Here is a 22,182-nt window from a genome sequence, read left to right on the forward strand (position 1 = left end):
CACTTATTTGGCTATTTTGACGCAATAAATGCATGATTTTTAATCATTAATGATGTGCGGGAATAAAAATTATATCTCTGGGAGTTTAACTGTGTATCTGTCGGTTTGGCAAAGTTGTTTATATGTATTGCAAGATGAATTGCCTTCGCAGCAGTTCAGTATGTGGGTAAGACCACTTCAAGCAGAAAGTACCGAAGATACCTTGACGATTTATGCACCTAATCGCTTTGTGCTTGATTGGGTGAGAGAAAAGTACCTCAATAGAATTAACGAACTATTAGTAGAAATTTGTGGTGTTGAAGCACCAGAGCTGCGTTTTGATGTAGGAAGTAAACCTTTATTGAACGCTCAAGCTGCACCGGTTGCAGAAACACAATCTGCGCCAAGCGCACACGCTTCAACAAAACAGCAACCTCGTGAGCAAAAGCCGGTGGTTGAGCCTGCACCTAAGTCAGGTTACAAATCTAATATTAAAGAGAACTATACCTTTGATAGCTTTGTTGAAGGTAAATCAAACCAATTAGCAAAAGCTGCGGCCACACAGGTTGCCGACAATCCTGGTTCTGCTTTTAACCCTGTATTTATATACGGTGGTACTGGTTTAGGTAAAACTCACTTATTACATGCAGTAGGCAATGGCATTATGGCAAATAAGCCAGACGCTAAAATTGTTTATATGCATTCAGAACGCTTTGTTCAAGACATGGTAAAAGCACTACAAAATAACGCAATTGAAGAGTTCAAACGTTATTATCGCAGTGTTGATGCATTAATGATTGATGACATTCAATTTTTTGCTAACAAAGAGCGCTCCCAAGAAGAGTTTTTTCATACCTTTAATGCATTACTTGAAGGTAACCAACAAATTATTTTAACCTCTGACCGTTATCCAAAAGAGATTGAAGGGGTCGAAGACCGTCTTAAATCACGCTTTGGTTGGGGATTAACAATCGCGATTGAGCCACCAGAGCTTGAAACTCGCGTTGCTATTTTGATGAAAAAAGCACAGCAAAGTAAAATTAATTTACCACACGAAGTTGCTTTTTTTATTGCTAAAAAGTTACGCTCAAATGTGCGTGAATTAGAAGGTGCACTTAACCGTGTAATCGCCAATGCTAACTTTACCGGTCGTCCAATTTCGATCGATTTTGTAAAAGAAGCACTGCGCGATTTACTTGCTTTGCAAGACAAACTGGTTACGATTGATAATATTCAGCGCACCGTAGCAGAGTACTATCGAATTCGTGTATCAGATCTGTTGTCTAAGCGCCGCAGTCGCTCTATAGCAAGGCCTCGCCAAGTTGCTATGGCATTATCTAAAGAATTAACTAATCACAGCTTACCTGAGATTGGTGACGCATTTGGTGGACGCGATCATACGACCGTATTGCACGCATGTCGTAAGATAAAATCACTACGTGACGAAAGCCACGAAATTAAAGAAGATTATCAAAACTTAATAAGAACATTGTCATCTTAGGGCTGACTTTATTATGCAAATAACAATATCAAGACAACAATTTTTAAAGCCATTGGTGCAAGTGTCAGGTGCAATAGAGCGCAAACACACACTACCAATTTTATCTAACGTTTTGTTAGTGGTAGAAAACGGACAACTTTCAATGACAGGTACAGACCTTGAAATTGAATTAGTTTCTGGCGTATTTGTAGGTGACGATATTGCCGATACAAAACTAACGTTACCCGCTAAAAAGTTACTCGATATTTGTAAAAGTCTACCAGACGGTTCAGACATTACTTTAAGCTTGCAAGAGCATCAATTACTTTTAACCAGTGGTAAAAGCCGTTTTTCATTAACGACATTATCTGCTGATGATTTTCCTAATCTAGAAGAGTGGGACGGAGAGGTTGAATTTCAACTAACTCGTTTAGAGCTTCGTAAGTTACTCGAAAGCACGCATTTCTCGATGGCGAATCAAGACGTACGTTATTATTTAAATGGTATGTCGTTTGAAGTAGACAATACTGATATAAAAACAGTCGCAACAGATGGCCACCGTTTAGCGATTGCGCAAAAACAGCTAACGCAATCGCTTAATACTCAGCGTCAGTTAATTATACCTCGTAAAGGTGTGCAAGAAATAATGCGCCTTATGGTCGCTGATGACGAGTTAGTAACAATTCAGTTTGGCGCTAATCATATCCGTATTATCGATTTAGAGTTTACATTTACAAGTAAGCTAGTTGATGGGCGTTTTCCAGATTACCGTCGTGTATTACCGCGTGGTGGCGACAAAGTTATTACAGCTAACCGTGAATGGCTACGTAATGCATTTCAACGTGTGTCTATTTTATCTAATGAAAAGTTTCGTGGTGTACGCTTAAACTTATCAAACGGTTTATTAAAAATTACGGCTAATAATCCAGAGCAAGAACAAGCGGAAGAGGTTGTTGAAGTAAGTTACCAAGGCGCGGATCTAGAAATAGGCTTTAACGTGTCTTACGTATTAGATGTACTAAACACATTAAAAACAGAAGACGTACTATTTACATTAGCCGACTCAAACAGCAGTGCATTAATTGAAGGTGCAGGCGATGAAGAAGCAATGTACGTTGTTATGCCTATGCGTTTATAAGACTATAAATACACAATGAGCTTAAGTCATTTGAGCCTCAAATATTTTCGTAATATTGAGGCGCTGACGCTAGAACCAGTTAACGGCGTTAATATAATATATGGTGAAAATGGCAGCGGAAAAACCAGCCTTTTAGAGGCTATTTATTACCTTTCTCACGGCAAATCTTTTCGTACTCCAAAACACAAAAGTATTATCGCGCATCAGCAAGATCAGTTTGTAATTCACGGGCGCAAAACAATACACGACTTATCTATTCCAATTGGTATTAGTAAAACCCAAACGGGTGAAACTAATTTAAAAATTCAAGGTAAGGCGAGCCGTAAAATATCAGAACTTGCTCAACTTATGCCGGTACAAATTATTACACCAGAGAGCTATTCTTTATTTTTTGGCGGGCCAAAAGAGCGCAGAAAGTTTTTAGATTTAGGTTTGTTCCACGTGGAACATGAGTTCTTTTTTTTGTGGCAATCGTTTAATAAAGTACTTAAACAGCGTAATGCATTGTTAAAAACTAAGCCAAAGAATTATTTTGACCAAATTAAGTTTTGGGACAAAGAATTTGTTAGACTGGCTGAAGAAATAAATAAATTAAGATTGGCGTATATAAGTAGGTTTAAGCAGCAGTTTTTTGATAAAATGTGTGCAGAATTAACGCTTGTACGCGATTTAGAAATGACCTTTAATGCAGGTTGGAAAGAGACTGAATCTCTTGCAGATGCGTTAGAGCAAAACTTTGAGCGAGATGCTCGCCAAGGGTTTACAAGTAAAGGGCCTCATAAGGCCGACTTTAGTTTTAGTGTCGCTGGCAACAGTGTGGAGAATACATTCTCACGCGGTCAATTGAAGTTATTACTATATGCGTTAAAAGTTACGCAAAATAGCTTAATTGAGTCAGAGACAGATAAGCAATCTATATTGCTAATAGATGATCTACCTTCAGAGTTAGGCGAAGATACAAAAGAGAAAGTGGGACAATTACTTGCTCACTGCAGTTCTCAAATTTTTATCTCTTCAATTTTATCTGAAAGTATTTCTGCTGTGGTGGAACCCATGCAACGAGAACTACAAATGTTCCACGTGAAACATGGCAACCTAATAACAAGATAAGTGGGATTAACCATGTCTGAGAATTATGACTCGTCGAGTATTAAAGTACTTAAAGGATTAGACGCAGTAAGAAAGCGTCCTGGAATGTATATTGGGGACACCGATGATGGCACAGGCTTACACCACATGGTGTTTGAGGTCGTTGATAACTCTATCGATGAAGCCCTAGCAGGTCATTGTGATGATATTTATGTAACTATTCACTTAGACGGTTCTGTCTCAGTACGAGATAACGGCCGTGGTATCCCAACTTCTATCCATGAAGAAGAAGGCGTATCAGCAGCCGAAGTTATTATGACGGTACTTCATGCTGGTGGTAAGTTTGATGATAACTCTTATAAAGTATCGGGTGGCTTACACGGTGTTGGTGTTTCTGTTGTAAATGCACTTTCAGAAAAACTAAAACTTACCGTTCGCCGTGAAGGTAAACTACACGAGCAGTTTTACACTATGGGTGTTCCAGATGCACCTTTAGCTGTTATTGGTGACTCAGAAACGACTGGTACAGAACTGCGTTTTTGGCCAAGTGGTGAAACATTCACAAACTTAGATTTTCATTACGAAATTTTAGCTAAGCGTTTACGCGAGCTTTCATTCCTAAATTCAGGTGTGAGCATCATTTTAAATGATGAACGTGAAGAAAATAAATCTGACCACTTTAAATACGAAGGCGGTATTCAAGCTTTCGTAGAATACTTAAACCGTAATAAAACACCTATACATAAAGGTGTATTCCATTTTACTCATGAACGTGAAGAAGATGGTATTAGCGTTGAAGTATCAATGCAGTGGAATGATGCATACCAAGAAAACATTTACTGTTTTACAAATAATATTCCACAACGTGATGGTGGTACTCATTTAGCCGGTTTTAGATCTGCGCTAACACGTACGCTTAACAACTACATGGAAAAAGAAGGCTTTAACAAAAAAGCTAAAACAACCAGTAATGCGACCGGTGATGATGCCCGCGAAGGTTTAACGGCTGTTGTTAGTGTTAAAGTTCCTGATCCTAAGTTCTCATCGCAAACAAAAGATAAGCTCGTTTCAAGCGAAGTTAAATCTGCGGTTGAGCAAGCAATGGCTGAAAAGTTCACTGAGTTTTTATTAGAAAACCCAGTAGATGCCAAAATTGTTGTTGGTAAAATCATTGATGCATCTCGTGCACGTGAAGCGGCGCGTAAAGCCCGTGAAATGACACGACGTAAAGGTGCAATGGACTTAGCAGGCTTGCCGGGTAAGCTAGCTGATTGCCAAGAAAAAGACCCAGCCCAATCTGAACTATATATAGTGGAAGGGGACTCTGCTGGCGGATCAGCCAAGCAGGGACGTAACCGTAAAAACCAAGCTATTCTTCCGCTTAAGGGTAAAATCTTAAACGTAGAAAAAGCACGTTTTGACAAGATGTTATCTTCGCAAGAAGTAGCAACGCTAATTACTGCATTAGGTTGTGGTATTGGACGTGACGAATATAACCCTGAAAAATTACGTTACCATCGTATCATTATCATGACCGATGCGGACGTGGATGGTTCTCACATTCGTACGTTACTACTAACATTCTTCTATCGTCAAATGCCTGAAATTGTAGAACGCGGCTATATTTATATTGCTCAGCCACCACTTTACAAAGTGAAAAAGGGTAAGCAAGAGCGTTATATTAAAGATGATCCAGCATTAGTTGAATACTTAACATCGCTTGCGCTTAATAATGCGGCTTTATATACAAGTGCAGATGCGTCGGCGCTTGAAGGTGAAGCACTAGAGACAATAGTTCATGATTACCAAAACACAGTTAAAGTAATCGAACGCTTAAAACGTAAATACCCAAGTACGGTAATGGAGCGTTTAATTTATCAAAGCGAACTGAAAAAAGAAGACCTTTCAGATGAAGCTAAAGTAATTGAGTGGACTAAAGAGCTAGTAGACGACCTAATAGCACGAGATGAAGATGCGACTATTTTTGATGCTGCAACAGAGCATGATACAGAGCGTAATTTATATTATCCGGTTGTGAATATTCGTCAGCATGGTGTTGATAAATCGCATGTGTTGAGCTATGACTTTATTACCTCACGCGATTACCAACGTATTGCTGTGACTGGTGTTAACATCGCAAATATCATTACAGAAGGCGCTTATATTCAACGTGGAGAGAAAACACTTCCTGTTGATAACTTTGTGGATGCTTTAGAATGGTTGATCACAGAATCTAAACGTGGTCTATATATTCAGCGTTATAAAGGATTGGGCGAAATGAACCCAAGCCAGCTTTGGGAAACCACAATGGATCCTAGTGCTCGTCGTATGTTACAAGTGACGATCGAAGATGCCGTAGGCGCGGATCAATTATTCGCTACCTTAATGGGTGACCAAGTAGAGCCTCGTCGTGAGTTTATTGAAACTAACGCACTGCGCGTAGTTAACTTAGACGTATAAAAAGAATATTTACACCAAAAAAGGAGCCTGATGGCTCCTTTTTTATTTTCTTCAATTACACAAACTGCTTAAAACCTGAGTGTACACACGGTATACTAAAGGTAATTTTCACGCTACTTCTTAGATAGTAAAAAGCCAAATATGCAAAAATATGACGTAAAAACCTTTCAAGGTTTGATCCTGGCTTTACAGGATTATTGGGCGCAGCAAGGCTGTGTCATTATTCAACCACTTGATATGGAAGTGGGCGCCGGGACATTTCACCCGCAAACATTTTTAAAGTCTATTGGTCCAGAACCAATGTCGAGTGCTTACGTTCAACCGTGTCGTCGTCCTACAGATGGTCGCTACGGTGAAAACCCAAATCGCTTGCAACACTATTACCAATTTCAGGTGGTTTTAAAGCCATCACCAGATAACATCCAAGAGCTTTACTTAGGCTCGTTAGCGGCTATGGGTATCGATACGCTAACTCACGAAGTTCGCTTTGTAGAAGATAACTGGGAATCACCTACGTTAGGTGCGTGGGGCCTAGGTTGGGAAATTTGGTTAAACGGCATGGAAGTAACGCAGTTTACCTACTTTCAACAAGTTGGTGGTATTGAGTGTTCACCTGTAACGGGTGAGATCACTTACGGCCTAGAGCGTTTGGCAATGTACATTCAAGGCGTAGATAGTATTTACGACTTAGTATGGGCAGACGGTCCACTAGGACGCGTAACCTACGGCGACGTGTTCCATCAAAATGAAGTAGAGCAGTCTACTTACAACTTTGAACATGCAAACGTAGAAGACTTATTTGCACAGTTTGATAAATGTGAAGCAGAGAGCCAAAAGTTAATTGAAGCAAACTTACCACTACCTGCTTACGAGCAAGTAATGAAAGCATCGCATGCATTTAACTTACTAGACGCACGCCACGCAATTTCGGTAACCGAACGCCAACGTTATATTTTACGCGTTCGTGCGTTATCAAAAGCGTGTGCACAAAGTTACTATGACAAACGCGAAGCGCTTGGTTTCCCGCTGTGTAAGGATAAGTAGTATGTCAGCACAAAATTTATTAGTAGAAATTGGCACAGAAGAGTTGCCACCAAAAGCACTGCGTAAATTAGCAGAAGCCTTTGCTGCAAACTTAACTGCAGAGCTAGAAACACTAGAATTAGCACACCAAGGCGTAAGCTGGTATGCATCGCCTCGTCGTTTAGGTTTACAAGTAAAAGCGCTTGAAGCTAAGCAACAAGACAAAGAAGTTGAAAAGCGCGGTCCAGCTACTAAAGCTGCATTTGACGGTGACGGTAACCCAACAAAAGCAGCAATGGGTTGGGCACGTGGTTGTGGTATTGAAGTAAAAGACGCACAAACACTCGAAACTGACAAAGGCGCTTGGTTATTGCACATTGCTAAAGTAGCAGGGCAAGAAACTAAAACGCTAATGACAGGTGCAATTACTAAAGCATTGGCTAAACTACCGATTCCTAAACCAATGCGTTGGGGCGCGAATAAAACACAATTTATTCGACCAGTGCACACAGTAACTATCTTGTTTGGTGATGAGTTACTTGAAGGCGAAATTCTTGGTAAGAAAATAACTAACCAGCTTCAGGGTCATCGTTTTCATCACCCAGAAAAAATTAGCATAAACCATGCGGACGACGTTTTTGACGTACTTAAATCTGCTTACGTTATTGCTGATTACGGACAACGTAAAGCGCAAATTCGTGCACAAATAGAAGAGGCTGCAAGCGCAGTTAACGCTGTTGTTGCAATGGATGAAGATTTACTAGAAGAAGTAACATCACTTGTAGAGTGGCCAGTGACTTTAACGGCAACATTTGAAGAAGCATTTTTAGATGTACCGGCCGAAGCGTTAATTTACACCATGAAAGACGATCAAAAATACTTCCCGTTATTAGATCAAAACGGCAAACTTTTAAATAAGTTTTTGTTTGTATCTAACATCGAAAGTAAAGATCCAAGTGTGGTTATATCTGGTAACGAAAAAGTAGTGCGCCCGCGTTTAGCCGATGCACAGTTCTTCTTTGAAACAGATAAAAAGAAAACCCTAGAAAGCCGATTAGAATCGCTTGATAGCGTATTGTTCCAAAAGCAACTTGGTACGCTTAAAGATAAGTCTGAGCGTATTAGTGAGCTTGCAGGTTATATCGCTGAGCAATTAGGTGCTGATAAAGTGTTAGCGCAGCGTGCGGGCTTATTAAGTAAAACAGATCTAATGACTGAAATGGTAATGGAATTTACCGACGTGCAAGGTGTAATGGGAATGCATTACGCTCGCCACGATGGTGAAGCCGAAGATGTAGCCTTAGCGCAAAACGAGCAGTACATGCCACGCTTTGCAGGCGACAACTTACCTACAAATTTAATTAGCTGCGCAGTAGCGATTGCTGATAAGTTTGATACGCTGGTGGGTATTTTTGGTATAGGCCAAGCACCTAAGGGTGACAAAGACCCATTTGCTCTTCGTCGTGCTGCTATTGGTGCACTTCGCATTATGGTAGAAAAAGAACTACCACTTGATATTTTAGACCTAGTAGCTAAATCGCAAACATTGTTTGGCGACAAGTTAACTAACTTAAATGTATCAACTGACGTATTTGAATTTATGCTAGGACGCTTCCGTGCTTGGTATCAAGACGAAGGTATTGAAGTAGACGTAATTCAAGCAGTGCTTGCACGTCGTCCGACTAAACCTGTTGATTTTGATCGCCGTGTTAAAGCCGTAAGCCACTTCCGTACATTAGACGCAGCAGAAGCGCTTGCAGCAGCTAATAAGCGTGTAGGTAACATTCTGGCTAAAAACGACATTACCAGCCAAGGTAGTGTTGATGAGAGCTTATTAAGCGACGACGCTGAAAAAGTATTAGCATCACAAGTAGCAAAATTTGCCACTGACCTTGCACCACTTTACGCAGATGGAAACTACCAAGAAGCATTAAGCCAATTGGCAGGTATTCGCGAAAGTGTTGATAACTTTTTTGACAACGTAATGGTTATGGCCGACGATGAAGCTGTTAAGCAAAATCGTCTTGCGCTGCTAAGCCAGTTAAGCGGATTGTTTTTAGGTATTGCAGATATTTCTGTTTTACAAAAATAACACCGATTAACAATTTTAAAAGCCAGCGTTTTGCTGGCTTTTTAGTTTTCACTGTATGCAAAGGAAACCCCATTGATGATTTCTATGAAACGAATTTTAACCTTAGCAATTGCTGGTTTACTTACTGCCTGTACAAGCCAAATTTCGATTAACGATGTATTACCTCAGCAAGAGCTTGACCGCACAATTTACTTACGTGGCGACTTTACACTATGGGATGCAGAACCCCAGTATCAGTTTGCGCCAGTTGGCCCTGCGCTTTATCAAGCACAAGTGAAATTTTCGACGCCTGGTAAAGTGTACGAATTTAAAATAGCCGATGCCGACTTTAGTGAAGGCTACAACTGTGGTTACAGCGACTCACAACCAGCAGGGCAAAGCCTAACACTCGGCCAACCAGCTATCGCAGACTGTAATACTATTTATAACTACTTTAGTTTCACACCAGCAATAAAAGGCACATACATAGTAAGTATTGATTACAGTGACTACGACAAGCCACAAGTGACGATAACGAAGAAGTGATAGCTGTATTTTTAAAGCTGCCCGAGTGAATTAATGGATTTTTGACAAGGACGTTGTATGAAAACTAAAGAATGGAACGAAGAAATAAAAATTGATGATATTACTTATCCTGCTGATCAACTAAATAGAAAGCAAGATGCAGAACTGCTTACTAAGATCCTTGTTCGTCGCTCAAATTCGAATAGGGAGAAGCCCAATAAATCCTCTTATGTAATTAACGTAAATGCGGAATGGGGGGCAGGTAAAACTTATTTCGTAAAACGTTGGGCTGAAGATTTAAAGCATGAACACCCAGTTATTTATATAGATGCTTGGTCGAATGACTTTATGGATTCCCCCATAATTACTGTACTAGCTGAAATTCAAGAGCAGCTTCTAAAAACAGTTAATCAAAGTTACTTAAGTAAAGAAAAGAAAAAGCGTTTTGAAAATATAGGTATATCTGTATTACCAAAAATTTTAGCAGCATTGGTTAAGCGATATGGTGGCTTTGATATTGAAGACCTATTTGTAGACGAAAACTCTGACACAGATACTTCGTCATCAACACAAAACAATAAACCATTAGATTTGTCAGCTGCTATGGAAGCAATGACTACGCAAGCGTTTAAAGAGCATAGTGACTATAAGAAGGGAGTAAAAGAGCTAAAGGACACTATTAAAGAGTTAGTAAAATACTCGATTGAAAAGCCAAAAGGAGGCTTGCAAGCAATAACTCGAAGTTATCCTGCGTTTATATTTATAGATGAGTTAGATCGATGTCGACCAACTTATGCCGTAGAAATGCTTGAAGCGATAAAACATATTTTCGATATTGAAGGGCTAGTGATTGTAGTATCAACTCATACGGAAGAGTTACAGCATACGATAAAAGCTTTGTATGGAAATGACTTTAATGCTGATAATTATTTAAGGAGGTTCTTCGATACAAAATACCATCTAGATGTTGGGATTTCCGCGAGTTTACTAGAAGCAAACTGCGATTTTACTGTATTAGATAATCAATATCTTGAACAAAAAAGCATTTTACTGTTTCCGCTTTTATCTCAAGGGGATGATATAAAAAAACAACTATCTTCGTTTATCGCTGAAATTTCTAATTGGCAAAATTTAGCACCTAGATCAGCTATACAATTAGCAGATAGATTACTTACAAGTATAGAGTTAATTGGCGAAGAGAAAACAGTAGATATTCTGGTTCTACTAATCTTACTTTGCTTATATATGTTCAATAAACCTCAATATGACTATGTGTGTTTGATCTTCAAAGATAACCCGTTTGTTATTAACAATAAAGTTACTGACTTAAAGCTTTCAGCTAAAGAGTTAAATTTGTCTGGATACTTGAAGGAAATGATCAACTCTGCCAAGCTCTTAGGCAGGAGCAAACAGTCACCTATTTCAGATGGCTATGAGCGACAAACACTTATGAAGCATTTTTCAGAGTTTTCAAAGATGGATCTTTTTACTTATCTTCGTAGCTTTCAAAATGTATTAAAAAGAGGTGACAATATAAAAAAGACTAACTACTTAAATACGTTTGGTTATGATGGGAGAGGCGTTATCAGTGAATCTCAGCTATTAGAAGCTCACATGACATTCTCCGGAGTAAATAGTTTTACTGCAAATGATTACTTGAATCTAATTGGCTTAACAAGTAAATTTGCTGACAATTAATAACTTTAAAGCCCTTTCTTCACCACATACCTATACGGTGCTTCTTCTGCATCTTTAGCCACCAGCGTGTGATCCATAAACGTACAAAAGCTCGGAATGTCGCGAGTGGTTGATGGGTCATCAGCGGTTATTAATAACGTTTCACCGTCATTCATTTTACGAATAGCAGCACGTACCATCATTACTGGCTCTGGGCAGCGAAGGCCTATGGCATCTAATTGGTGATCGGGATTATCAAAGCTCATAATAAATTGGCCTGTTTAATTAAAGTGATTGTTGTGTACGCCAGTGCTTAGGTATAGCAATTAATAAGTTTGGCAGTTTAACGCAATTTTAAGTGTAATTTAACTATTTTACTTAATGCTTTTAGCAGCTTCAAAAGACTTTATCTAATAATACGCCCGATCACATAATTACGTAGTTACATACTTGCTTCATAAAGGGTTGTCTTCACTTAATTGAAGCTAATAAAAAAGGCGAACTGAATAAAATCAGTTCGCCTTTTTAATCACCAAGATGGTTTTACATGTTCAAACTAATTAGTCTTGAACACGTTCAAATACAGTGGCAATGCCTTGGCCTAAACCAATACACATGGTTGCTAAACCGTATCGTACATTTTTGTCTTCCATTAAGTGAATAAGCGATGTGCTAATACGCGAACCCGAACAACCCAGAGGGTGACCAAGTGCGATTGCGCCGCCATTTAAATTCACTTTTTCGTCAACAACATCCATTAACCCTAAATCTTTCATTACAGGTAATGATTGTGCTGCAAAGGCTTCGTTAAGTTCTACTACGCCTAGGTCATCAATTGTAATACCGGCTTGTGCAAGTGCTTTTTTACTTGCTGGTACTGGGCCGTAACCCATAATTGATGGGTCGCAACCAGCGACTGCCATTGCTTTAATGCGCGCACGAATTGGTAAACCAAGTTCTTTTGCTTTTTCTTCGCTCATTACTAACATTGCAGATGCGCCGTCAGAAAGTGCTGAAGAAGTACCGGCTGTTACCGTACCCGATGCAGGATTAAATACAGGGCGAAGCTTTGATAGGCCTTCTACAGTTGTTTCTGGGCGAATTACTTCGTCGTCTTCAACTAAGATAAGCGAACCATCTGCTGCGTGACCTTCCATTGCTAAAATTTCGCGACGGAAACGGCCTTCAACAGTTGCAGCTTGTGCACGTTGATGTGAACGGTAAGCAAATTCATCTTGTTGCTCACGGCTAATGCCATGAAGCGTAGCAAGGTATTCTGCTGTTAAGCCCATAGAGCCAGACGCTTGTGCAATTGATGTTGCAAGGCCTGGGTGAAAGTCGTTGCCGTGAGTCATAGGTACGTGACCCATGTGCTCAACACCACCAATTAGGTAAGTGTCGCCAGCGCCTGTCATTATTGCGCGTGCTGCGTCATGCAATGCTTGCATAGAAGAGCCACATAAACGGTTAACCGTAACAGCAGGAACGCTGTGCGGAATACCGGCAAGCAATGATGCGTTACGTGCTACGTTAAAGCCTTGCTCTAATGTTTGCTGTACACAACCCCAATAAATATCGTCAATTGATGCTGGATCAACTGCTGGGTTGCGATCTAGTAAGCCTTTCATTAAATGTGCGCTTAAATCTTCTGCACGTTTATGTTTGAATACACCACTTTTAGAGCGACCCATTGGTGTGCGGATACAATCTACAATTACTGGATTATTCATGATATTAACCTTCCACCTTATAGAAAACACGACCTTCTTCGGCCCACTTGCGAGTTTGCTCAGATACTTGGTAAATCGCACCTAGGTGAGCGTATTTGTCTGCTGCTGCAACAAAGTTAGCTAAACCAGTTTGATCTAAGTAACGGAACGCGCCGCCTCTAAATGGAGGGAAACCAACACCGTAAACTAATGCCATATCTGCTTCTTGCGGCGAGGCAACAATGCCTTCTTGCAAACACAGTAGCACTTCGTTAATCATTGGAATCATACAACGGTCGATGATTTCTTGTTTATCAAATTCTTTTGGTGCGTCTGTAATTGGGCTTAATAGCTCAATTGCTGTCTCGTCATGAGACTTTTTAAGACGACCGCGACGATCTGTTTCGTATTTGTAAAAACCGGCTTTGTTCTTTTGACCAAAACGTTTTTCGTTGGCAAAAATAGTCACAGGGTCTTTATCAGCACGCGCCATACGCTCAGGGAAACCGTCAGCCATTACGCCAGTACAATGGAACGCTGTATCAATACCTACAACATCAAGTAGGTAAGCCGGACCCATAGGCCAGCCAAATACGTTTTCCATTACTTTATCTACTTTTGCAAAGTTAGCGCCTTCAACCACTAATTTGCTAAAACCTGCAAAGTAAGGGAATAAAACACGGTTTACAAAAAAGCCTGGGCAATCGTTAACAACAATTGGTGATTTACCTAATTTAAGCGCGTAATCAACTACTGCATTAATTGTTTTATCTGAGGTTTTTGCACCACGGATAATTTCTACTAATGGCATTTTTGGCACTGGATTGAAAAAGTGCATACCACAGAAATTTTCTGGCTTATCTAGCGCTTGTGCTAGTAAATCAATACAAATAGTTGATGTGTTTGAAGTAAGTACAGTGCCTTCTGGCATGGTCTTTTCAAGATCAGCGAGTACTGCTTGCTTAACTTTAGGGTTTTCTACAACGGCTTCAACAATAATATTGGCACTTTGTAGGTCTGACGCGTTAAGTGTTGGCTTAATTTTGCTAAGTGTTGCCAACATTTTTTCCATTGGCATGTGGCCACGCTTAACTTTTGCACCTAATAACTTAGACGCTTCACCCATACCTAAATCAAGCGCATCTTGTTGGATGTCTTTCATTATAATAGGTGTGCCTTTATAAGCAGACTGGTATGCAATACCGCCACCCATAATACCAGCCCCTAATACAGCGGCTTGTTTAATTTCTACATCGCTTTGTTTAGCAAATTTACGTGCTTTACCTTTAATGTATTGGTCAGCTAGGAATATACCTGTTTGTGCAGCTGCTTCTGGTGTACGTGCTAATTTAGCAAAGTTGGCATTTTCGATTGCCATTGCTTCATCGCGAGTACAGTTTGCCGCTGCTTTAATAGTACGTACAGCCATAACCGGTGCAGGATAGTGGCCTTTGGTTTTACCCATTACCATACCTTCTGCCATAGCGAAGCTCATGCCTTGCTCAACACGGTTTAATTTAAGTGGCTGTAGTTTTACGTTGCGTTTTGCTTGCCAATCTAGCTTGCCTGCAATCGCCAGTTCAAGTGTTGATACACTTGACTCTAGAAGTTTGTCAGCACTAACTACCGCGTCAAACGCACCTACTTTAAGGGCATCTGCTGCGCGGTTTTCTGCGCCTGAGGTAATCCACATCATCGCGTTATCGGCGCCAATGATACGTGGTAAGCGCACTGTGCCACCAAACCCTGGCATTATGCCAAGTTTAACTTCTGGTAGGCCCATTTTAGCTGTTTCGCTTGCCACACGATAATCGGTAGCAAGTGCCCACTCACAACCACCGCCAAGTGCCATACCGTTTATAGCGCTTAGAGTTGGGAATGGTAAATCTTCAATTGCATCAAAAACGTCGGTTGCGTTTTTGATCCACACTACTAATTCTTCTTCAGGTTTAGTAAATGTAGGTAAAAATTCGAAGATATCGGCACCAATAATAAAGTGCTCTTTATCACTGGTAAAAATCATGCCTTTGATATCAGTATTGGCGGCTAATTCTTTTAATGCTGCTGCGCAATCTGAAAGAGTTTTTTGAGATAATGTGTTTACAGAACCTGCAACACAAAACTTAAACTCGGCGATGTTTTCCTTTAGGAAGCTAACTTCAAAGGAATCGCTTTTATATAACATTATTATTCTCCCTAGTTGACGAACTAAGACTGGTACGATGAGTTTGCATTTCAATCAGTGTGCTTGCTTTAAATTAAAAATGCAACGAAAAATTTAACTCGGTTACAATCGACTGGTTAAAATATAGCTGGTTTGGTGCTAAGGTGGTTGAAAAGTTTTTATTCACTACTTTAATTTTTTATTAAAGGACATTATGAAAAAATATTTATTAAGCATTGCGGCAGCTGCATTCATTTTCCCTCTTCATTCTGCCGAGGCAAGTATTGATAACGATGCATTTTTAGATGCTGAAAAAAAAGTCCGTCATGGAAGTTATCAAGATTTTAAACAAGCGGTTAGTAACCTTAACCATCCGTTAAAGCCGTATGTTGAAAAAACGTATTGGCAACGACATCCTAATATTAAATATCAGTCAGAAATAGAAAACTACTTAACTATTTATCAGCATACGCCCCTTGAATGGCCGGTGCGTAAAGCATGGTTAGCGTATTTAAAAAAGAAAAATAAAAAAGCGGCATATATTAATAATTACCGTGAAACATCAAATACAGAGCTTACGTGCACTTATTTGGATTTTCAGCTTGATTTAGGTGCACCTGAAAAAGCAATACTAAATCAAGTAACCGATCTATGGACTGTTGGAAAGTCGCAACCGCAAGAGTGCGACGGGCTTTTTTCAGTGTGGCGTAAAAAAGGTTACATGGATAAAGAAACTGTTTGGCAGCGAATTACGCTTGCAGCCGAAGGTGGCAAGCAAAGTTTATTACCTTACTTAAAAACGTTATTACCTAAAAATGAGCGCTACTTGGCTGATTTATATCTAAAGGTGCGTCGAGACCCTAGTGCTTCTGCTGGTTTATATCGATACAAAAAAAAATCAGCTAAAGAAGGGCAAATAGCAATTTATGGTGTTAAGCGTTTGGTTTGGCGCGATAAAGCACTCGCTTTAAAAGCATGGGAAAAGATAGAAAAAATATTTAAGTACAGCGACGAAGAAAAAGCGGATGTCTATTACACCTTTGCGTTGTCACTTGCTTCAAGTGGGCATAAACAAGCGAGTTTTTGGCTAAATAAAGTGCCAAAAGAGCGACTAGACAGCAAGCTTATTCAATGGCAATTGGGCAATATGCTCAAAACCCAAGATTGGGAGGGGATTGCTGCATTTTTTACAGGGAAAGAAAATTTAAGCCTCGGCCAGCAATATTGGTTAGCTTATAGCTATGCACAACGTGGCGAGCAGCAAAAAGCAGACGATATTTGGAAAAAAGTAGCGACTAATCGTGATTATTATGGCTTTTTAGCTGCCGCACGCTTGGGGTTGCCAGTTGATTTAAATAATGAGCCTTTAATCGTTGATAAGGTACTGGTAGATAACGTTAGTAATGCCCCCGGCTTTAAACGAGCAAAAGCGCTTTATGATCTTGAGCGCTTCACGTCGGCTCGCCGTGAGTGGAATTACTTAACTGATACCTCTAGTGATGAAGAAAAGCTAGCTGCATCACAACTATCTACAGATTTAGGCTGGCACGACAGTACCATTTTTACTTTAGCAAAAATTAAAGCGTGGGATAACGTAGAGCAACGTTTTCCGTTTGCGTTTCAAGATGTATTTGAACGCTACAGTAAACGCAGCAAAATAGATGTGGCCTGGAGTATTGCTATTGCAAGGCGTGAAAGCTCTTTTGCCCCTGATGCACGCTCTCACGCTAATGCACGTGGTTTAATGCAATTATTGCCAAGTACGGCCAAATATGTAAATAAAGGCAGTGTGTCGAGTAATCGATTATATCAGCCTAAAACAAATATTAGGTTAGGTACCAGTTATCTACAGTATTTAAAAAAGAAGAACCATGGCAACGAAATACTAGCAACGGCTTCATATAATGCAGGGTATCACCGTGTTAAACGCTGGCTACCTGATGAAGCTATTCCGGCTGAATTATGGGTGGAGCTTATTCCGTATCGTGAAACCCGTGATTATGTAAAAAATGTGTTTGCGTATCGTCAGGTTTACCATACTAGAATGGGCCGAGAAGGAAATGTTCTCGCGCCATTGCTTCAAATGAAAATGGGCGGTTAGTAAATATAAGTTTAAAGTGGGGGGGATATTTACATGCTAGATACCCCCTTTTTTGAGCGCTTTGCGGATAATACCAATTTTATTAAAACATGATCATTCTAGCGCATTAAATAACTCAATAACTACGTTAAAAATTATTTATATAGAACAACTATGTATCATAATTTTAGCCTTGTTATTAAGCTATTTTCTTATCGCTATAATAGATCATTAATTTAATGCAATTGGTATAAGTGGTAGACTCAGAGCAAGTTAAATTTAACAGATGGATTAACAATGGATAAATTAGCCGTTTTATACGCCGAACATATTGCAACACTGCAACAGCGTACTCGTACAATTTGTAATAGCGAAGGGTTAGAAGGATTAGTAATTCATTCAGGCCAAGCTAAGCGCCAGTTTTTAGATGATATGTATTATCCATTTAAAGTTAATCCACAGTTTAAAGCATGGTTACCGGTTATTGATAATCCTCATTGCTGGATTGTGGTAAATGGCAGCGACAAGCCAAAACTCATATTTTACCGTCCAGTAGATTTTTGGCATAAAGTGCCAGACGAGCCTCGCGACTTTTGGGCCGAGTACTTTGATATAGAGCTACTACTTCAGCCTGATCAAGTAGAAAAGTTATTACCATACGATAAAGCTAAATATGCTTACATGGGTGAATACATTGAAGTAGCGCAAGCCCTTGGTTTTAGTATTATGAACCCTGAGCCTGTACTTAACTATTTTCATTACCACCGCGCTTATAAAACGCAGTACGAACTTGAATGTTTACGCAACGCTAACCGCATTGCAGTAGATGGGCATAAAGCTGCACGCGATACATTTTTTAATGGTGGTAGCGAGTTCGACATTCAGCAAGCGTATTTAATGGCGACACGCCAAAGCGAAAATGAAATGCCGTACGGCAACATTGTTGCGCTTAACGAAAACTGCGCTATTTTGCATTACACGCACTTTGATCCAAAAGCGCCACACACTCATAACTCATTTTTAATTGATGCCGGTGCAAACTTTAATGGTTATGCCGCTGATATTACTCGTACGTATGATTTCAAAAAGCAAGGTGAGTTTGCTGAGCTTGTACAAGCGATGACAGTTCAACAAATCGAGTTAGGTAAAGGTTTAAAGCCGGGTATGCTTTATGGTGATTTACACGTTGAATGCCATAACCGTATCGCACAAATACTCAGTGACTTTAAAATTGTTAACCTACCCGCGACAGAAATTGTTGAGCGTAAAATTACCTCTACTTTCTTCCCGCATGGACTAGGGCATCACCTTGGTTTACAAGTGCATGATATGGGCGGTTTTATGAGTGACGAAAAGGGCACACATCAACCATCGCCTGAAGGGCATCCGTTCTTGCGTTGTACTCGCCTGATCGAAAAAAACCAAGTGTTTACTATTGAGCCTGGTTTATACTTTATTGATTCACTGCTTGGTGATTTAGCACAAACCGATAATAAGCAGTTTATTAACTGGGAAAAGGTAGAGTCATTTAAACCATTTGGCGGCATTCGTATTGAAGATAACATTATTGTTCACGAAGATAGCCTAGAAAATATGACACGAGATTTAGCGCTCGATTAATTCTAGTTAACACCAATTAGTTTATACACGTTAAAATACGTACATTATTTAAAGGGGCCTTTTGGCCCCCTTTTTACAAGTTTAAAATATGTCTGAATATAAATACCCTGCTGCTGACGTTTTTCATCAAGAAGAAATTAAAAAAAGTACGTTTATAGTTCACATTGCACACACCCCCGATTTAAATTCAGCTAAAGCATTTATTAAAAGCATTGAAGAAAAGTATAGCGATGCGCGTCATAACTGTTGGGCACATGTGGCAGGCAACCCCGGTGGCAGCCATGTTTATGGTTTTTCGGACGATGGTGAACCAAATGGCACTGCAGGAAAGCCTATGTTAAATGTGCTGGTGGGTTCAGGCCTTGGCGAAATCACAGCTGTCGTCACACGTTACTTTGGCGGCATAAAATTAGGCACTGGCGGACTAGTACGTGCTTATGGTGGCTCACTAAACAATGCGTTAGTGAAGTTGCAAACAGTGCTTAAAGTTCCCAGTGTTGAAATTACAGGGAGTAGCGAGTACAGCATGCAAGGCGCGATTGAGCAGTTATTAAAAACAAAGTATCAAGTGCTTAATATTGATAAGCAATTTACTGCTAATATTGAATGGGTGATTACAATAGATAGCCGCGAAGCGCAGCAAGCAATCAAAGATATTTTTGATTTAAGTCACGGCGCAGTTGAGTTAACGATTAAAGAGTAATAACCTACACAAATTGCATGTAATGCATATTCACTCTATTTAATTTGGTTGATACTACTCAACCTGAATTTACTAATAATAAAAGCGATAAGCTAAATGCAATTTCGTACCATCATAAAAATTCTTGGCCAACTCGTTGCGCTGTTTAGTATTACCATGGTGCCCCCAGCACTGGTGTCTTTAATATATAAAGACGGTGGTGGTGTTCCTTTTGTTTTAGCATTTATCTTTAGTGTTGTTATTGGCATGATGGCTTATTACCCAAACCGTCATGAAAATGGTGACTTAAAAGCACGTGAAGGCTTTTTAATTGTTGTTTTGTTTTGGTTGGTACTTGGGGCATTTGCATCGTTACCGCTTATATTTTTACAAGAACCGAATTTATCGCTCGCTGATGCGGTATTTGAAGCATTTTCTGGCTTAACAACCACAGGCGCTACAGTGCTTACCGGTATTGAGTATTTACCCAAATCGGTGTTGTTTTATCGCCAGCAACTCCAGTGGTTTGGCGGTATGGGTATAATCGTACTCGCCGTCGCTATACTGCCTATGTTAGGCGTGGGTGGTATGCAGTTGTACCGCGCTGAAATTCCAGGCCCGGTAAAAGATTCAAAAATGACTCCACGGATTGCTGATACAGCTAAGCATCTTTGGTACATTTATGTGTCGCTTACGCTGACATGTATGCTCGCTTATTGGGCGGCAGGAATGAGCTGGTTTGATGCTATCTGCCATGCATTTTCTACAGTGGCGATAGGCGGCTTTTCTACTTATGACGCATCGATAGGTCACTTTGATAGCCCTGTCATTAACTTTATTTGTGTATTCTTTTTAATTATTGCTGCAATTAATTTTTCGCTACATTATGCCGCTGTATCGAGCCGAAACGTAAGAGTTTATTTACGTGACCCTGAATTTAAAGTTTTCCTATGCATTCAGCTTGCACTTGTAGTTATTTGTTTTACGGTGCTTTCGTCAAATGAAATATATGCTAATGGCGACGAAACCCTCGATCAGGCTTTATTCCAAGCAGTATCAATGAGTACAACGGCAGGCTTTGCTACTGATAACTTTTCAACATGGCCTTTGTTTTTACCTATTTTACTTATATTTTCGAGCTTTATTGGTGGCTGTGCAGGCTCTACCGGTGGTGGTATGAAGGTCGTTCGCGTATTTTTACTTTATTTGCAGGGCGTGCGTGAGCTTAATCGTTTGGTGCATCCTCGTGCTATATATTCAATTAAGTTGGGTCGAAAGGCGTTGCCAGATAAAGTAGTAGAAGCTGTGTGGGGCTTTTTCTCTGCTTATGCGCTGGTGTTTATTATTATTATGCTAGCGCTTATGGGCACGGGTATGGATAACATAACGGCGTTCTCTGCCACTGCTGCTTGTTTAAATAATTTAGGTCCAGGTTTGGGTGATGTAGCATCGCATTATGGCGCGATAACTGATGGCGCTAAATGGTTGCTTACTATTGCGATGGTGTTTGGCCGGTTAGAAATATTTACTTTACTTGTGTTATTTACGCCAACGTTTTGGCGTGGATAAAGCCAACTGTTTTATTTAAAAAATACATTACAAGGGAGAGAATATGCCAATAAGCAATCTTAATAATATAATTATTGGCAGCTTGGTCGACCTAGAAATTTTAACGCCTACCAGTAGTAAACGCATTAAGACTGAGATGGTGGGATTACTTGATGATAAATTTATCATTTTAAATTATCCAAGCTCAAAACGCTTACCTGCGGCAAGTGATTATTTACGTGACGGTATAACCGTTGTCGTGAGGGCTTTAATAGAAGGCAGCGGTGGGAAAGTAATTGCGTTTCGTCAGAAAATTATGTCTATTTCTTCTCATCCGGCTCGGCTTATTTTTATAAACTTTCCTGAACAGGTTCAGTTATTTAGTTTGCGTTCGCAAACGCGTATCCCTACTTTATTACCTGCAAAGCTAAAACTAAGTGACGACAGAGTACTCGAAGGTGTTATTAAAGATATCTCATTAACGGGAGTTATGTTTGATGTTAGAAGTAATAAAGAGCTTGAAAGTATAAAAGATATGCAATGTACTATTATGCTAGATAGCAGTGCGCAAAATTTTGAAGGCGAGGTGTGTAGTGTTAAAGAGCATGATGCGGGGATCAGATGTGGTATTAAACTATTAGCCAGTGAAGATGAAATGAATACCTTTATGAAAGAGCACTTTATTGATCCCTCCATGCTCGAATTCGAAGTCGGTTAAAAGAGATTTCGCTATTTTGCAACAAAATAGCGATTGCCTGCTTTATAGATGAAAATTATTTGGTTATTATTTTTAATAATTAAATAAATAATATAAAACAGTAGCTTAAAATAATAAAAGATTACCATAATCTAATTTCATGTAATAAACCCAACCCAAATAAAGCTGAATTTTTGCTTTAAACCTCATCTAAAATATCTAAATTCATAATTTGTGGTT

At 39.7% G+C, this 22,182-nt stretch carries 16 protein-coding genes; 13 read left to right on the forward strand and 3 right to left on the reverse strand.

Features of this window, described 5'->3' with window-relative positions:
- Nucleotides 1–91: 91 nt before the first annotated feature.
- From dnaA to LOS73_RS00040, 8 genes are all read left to right on the forward strand, one after another.
- Nucleotides 92–1,480, forward strand: a complete 1,389-nt coding sequence (dnaA, locus tag LOS73_RS00005; RefSeq protein ID WP_007377652.1) for a chromosomal replication initiator protein DnaA — start codon at nt 92–94, stop codon at nt 1,478–1,480.
- A gap of 13 nt (nt 1,481–1,493) precedes the next feature.
- Nucleotides 1,494–2,597: a DNA polymerase III subunit beta gene (gene dnaN / locus LOS73_RS00010; RefSeq protein WP_007377651.1), complete on the forward strand. Its 1,104-nt coding sequence runs from the start codon at nt 1,494–1,496 to the stop codon at nt 2,595–2,597.
- 15 nt (nt 2,598–2,612) lie between these two features.
- The gene (gene recF / locus LOS73_RS00015; RefSeq protein WP_033040339.1) at nt 2,613–3,707 is read left to right on the forward strand and encodes a DNA replication/repair protein RecF; all 1,095 of its coding nucleotides are present in this window, start codon (nt 2,613–2,615) and stop codon (nt 3,705–3,707) included.
- 12 nt (nt 3,708–3,719) lie between these two features.
- Nucleotides 3,720–6,146: a DNA topoisomerase (ATP-hydrolyzing) subunit B gene (gene gyrB, locus LOS73_RS00020; RefSeq protein ID WP_457934280.1), complete on the forward strand. Its 2,427-nt coding sequence runs from the start codon at nt 3,720–3,722 to the stop codon at nt 6,144–6,146.
- 141 nt (nt 6,147–6,287) lie between these two features.
- Nucleotides 6,288–7,190 carry a glycine--tRNA ligase subunit alpha gene (gene glyQ, locus LOS73_RS00025; protein WP_007377648.1) on the forward strand — a complete coding sequence of 301 codons (903 nt, stop codon included), beginning with the start codon at nt 6,288–6,290 and terminating at the stop codon, nt 7,188–7,190.
- 1 nt (nt 7,191) lies between these two features.
- Nucleotides 7,192–9,261, forward strand: coding sequence for a glycine--tRNA ligase subunit beta (gene glyS / locus LOS73_RS00030; RefSeq protein WP_457934281.1), 2,070 nt, complete (start codon nt 7,192–7,194; stop codon nt 9,259–9,261).
- Between the two features lie 75 nt (nt 9,262–9,336).
- Nucleotides 9,337–9,786, forward strand: a complete 450-nt coding sequence (locus LOS73_RS00035; RefSeq protein WP_033040335.1) for an early set domain-containing protein — start codon at nt 9,337–9,339, stop codon at nt 9,784–9,786.
- A 57-nt stretch (nt 9,787–9,843) separates the two neighbouring features.
- Nucleotides 9,844–11,463 (forward strand): KAP family P-loop NTPase fold protein, encoded by a 1,620-nt coding sequence (locus LOS73_RS00040; RefSeq protein WP_033040333.1) that lies wholly within the window; start codon nt 9,844–9,846, stop codon nt 11,461–11,463.
- Between the two features lie 5 nt (nt 11,464–11,468).
- Here the strand turns inward: LOS73_RS00040 and tusA are convergent, their stop codons facing one another.
- From tusA to fadB, 3 genes are all read right to left on the reverse strand, one after another.
- Nucleotides 11,469–11,708, reverse strand: a complete 240-nt coding sequence (gene tusA, locus LOS73_RS00045; RefSeq protein WP_004335190.1) for a sulfurtransferase TusA — start codon at nt 11,706–11,708, stop codon at nt 11,469–11,471.
- A gap of 294 nt (nt 11,709–12,002) precedes the next feature.
- A complete protein-coding gene (gene fadA, locus LOS73_RS00050; RefSeq protein WP_004335189.1) occupies nt 12,003–13,172 on the reverse strand; it encodes an acetyl-CoA C-acyltransferase FadA in 1,170 nt (389 codons plus the stop codon).
- 4 nt (nt 13,173–13,176) lie between these two features.
- Entirely contained in the window at nt 13,177–15,336 is a 2,160-nt protein-coding gene (gene fadB / locus LOS73_RS00055) for a fatty acid oxidation complex subunit alpha FadB (RefSeq protein WP_457934282.1), read from the reverse strand.
- Between the two features lie 193 nt (nt 15,337–15,529).
- Here fadB and LOS73_RS00060 point away from each other — a divergent pair, with 193 nt between their 5' ends.
- From LOS73_RS00060 to LOS73_RS00080, 5 genes are all read left to right on the forward strand, one after another.
- Entirely contained in the window at nt 15,530–17,416 is a 1,887-nt protein-coding gene (locus tag LOS73_RS00060) for a transglycosylase SLT domain-containing protein (RefSeq protein WP_007377642.1), read from the forward strand.
- Nucleotides 17,417–17,692: 276 nt separating this feature from the next.
- Nucleotides 17,693–19,015 (forward strand): Xaa-Pro dipeptidase, encoded by a 1,323-nt coding sequence (pepQ, locus tag LOS73_RS00065; protein WP_007377641.1) that lies wholly within the window; start codon nt 17,693–17,695, stop codon nt 19,013–19,015.
- A gap of 88 nt (nt 19,016–19,103) precedes the next feature.
- Entirely contained in the window at nt 19,104–19,718 is a 615-nt protein-coding gene (locus LOS73_RS00070; protein ID WP_007377640.1) for a YigZ family protein, read from the forward strand.
- 96 nt (nt 19,719–19,814) lie between these two features.
- A complete protein-coding gene (locus LOS73_RS00075) occupies nt 19,815–21,266 on the forward strand; it encodes a TrkH family potassium uptake protein (RefSeq protein ID WP_007377639.1) in 1,452 nt (483 codons plus the stop codon).
- 43 nt (nt 21,267–21,309) lie between these two features.
- Nucleotides 21,310–21,963: a flagellar brake domain-containing protein gene (locus tag LOS73_RS00080; protein WP_033031142.1), complete on the forward strand. Its 654-nt coding sequence runs from the start codon at nt 21,310–21,312 to the stop codon at nt 21,961–21,963.
- The last annotated feature ends 219 nt before the right edge of the window (nt 21,964–22,182 follow it).

This window comes from Pseudoalteromonas sp. SCSIO 43210 (genome assembly GCF_054133285.1).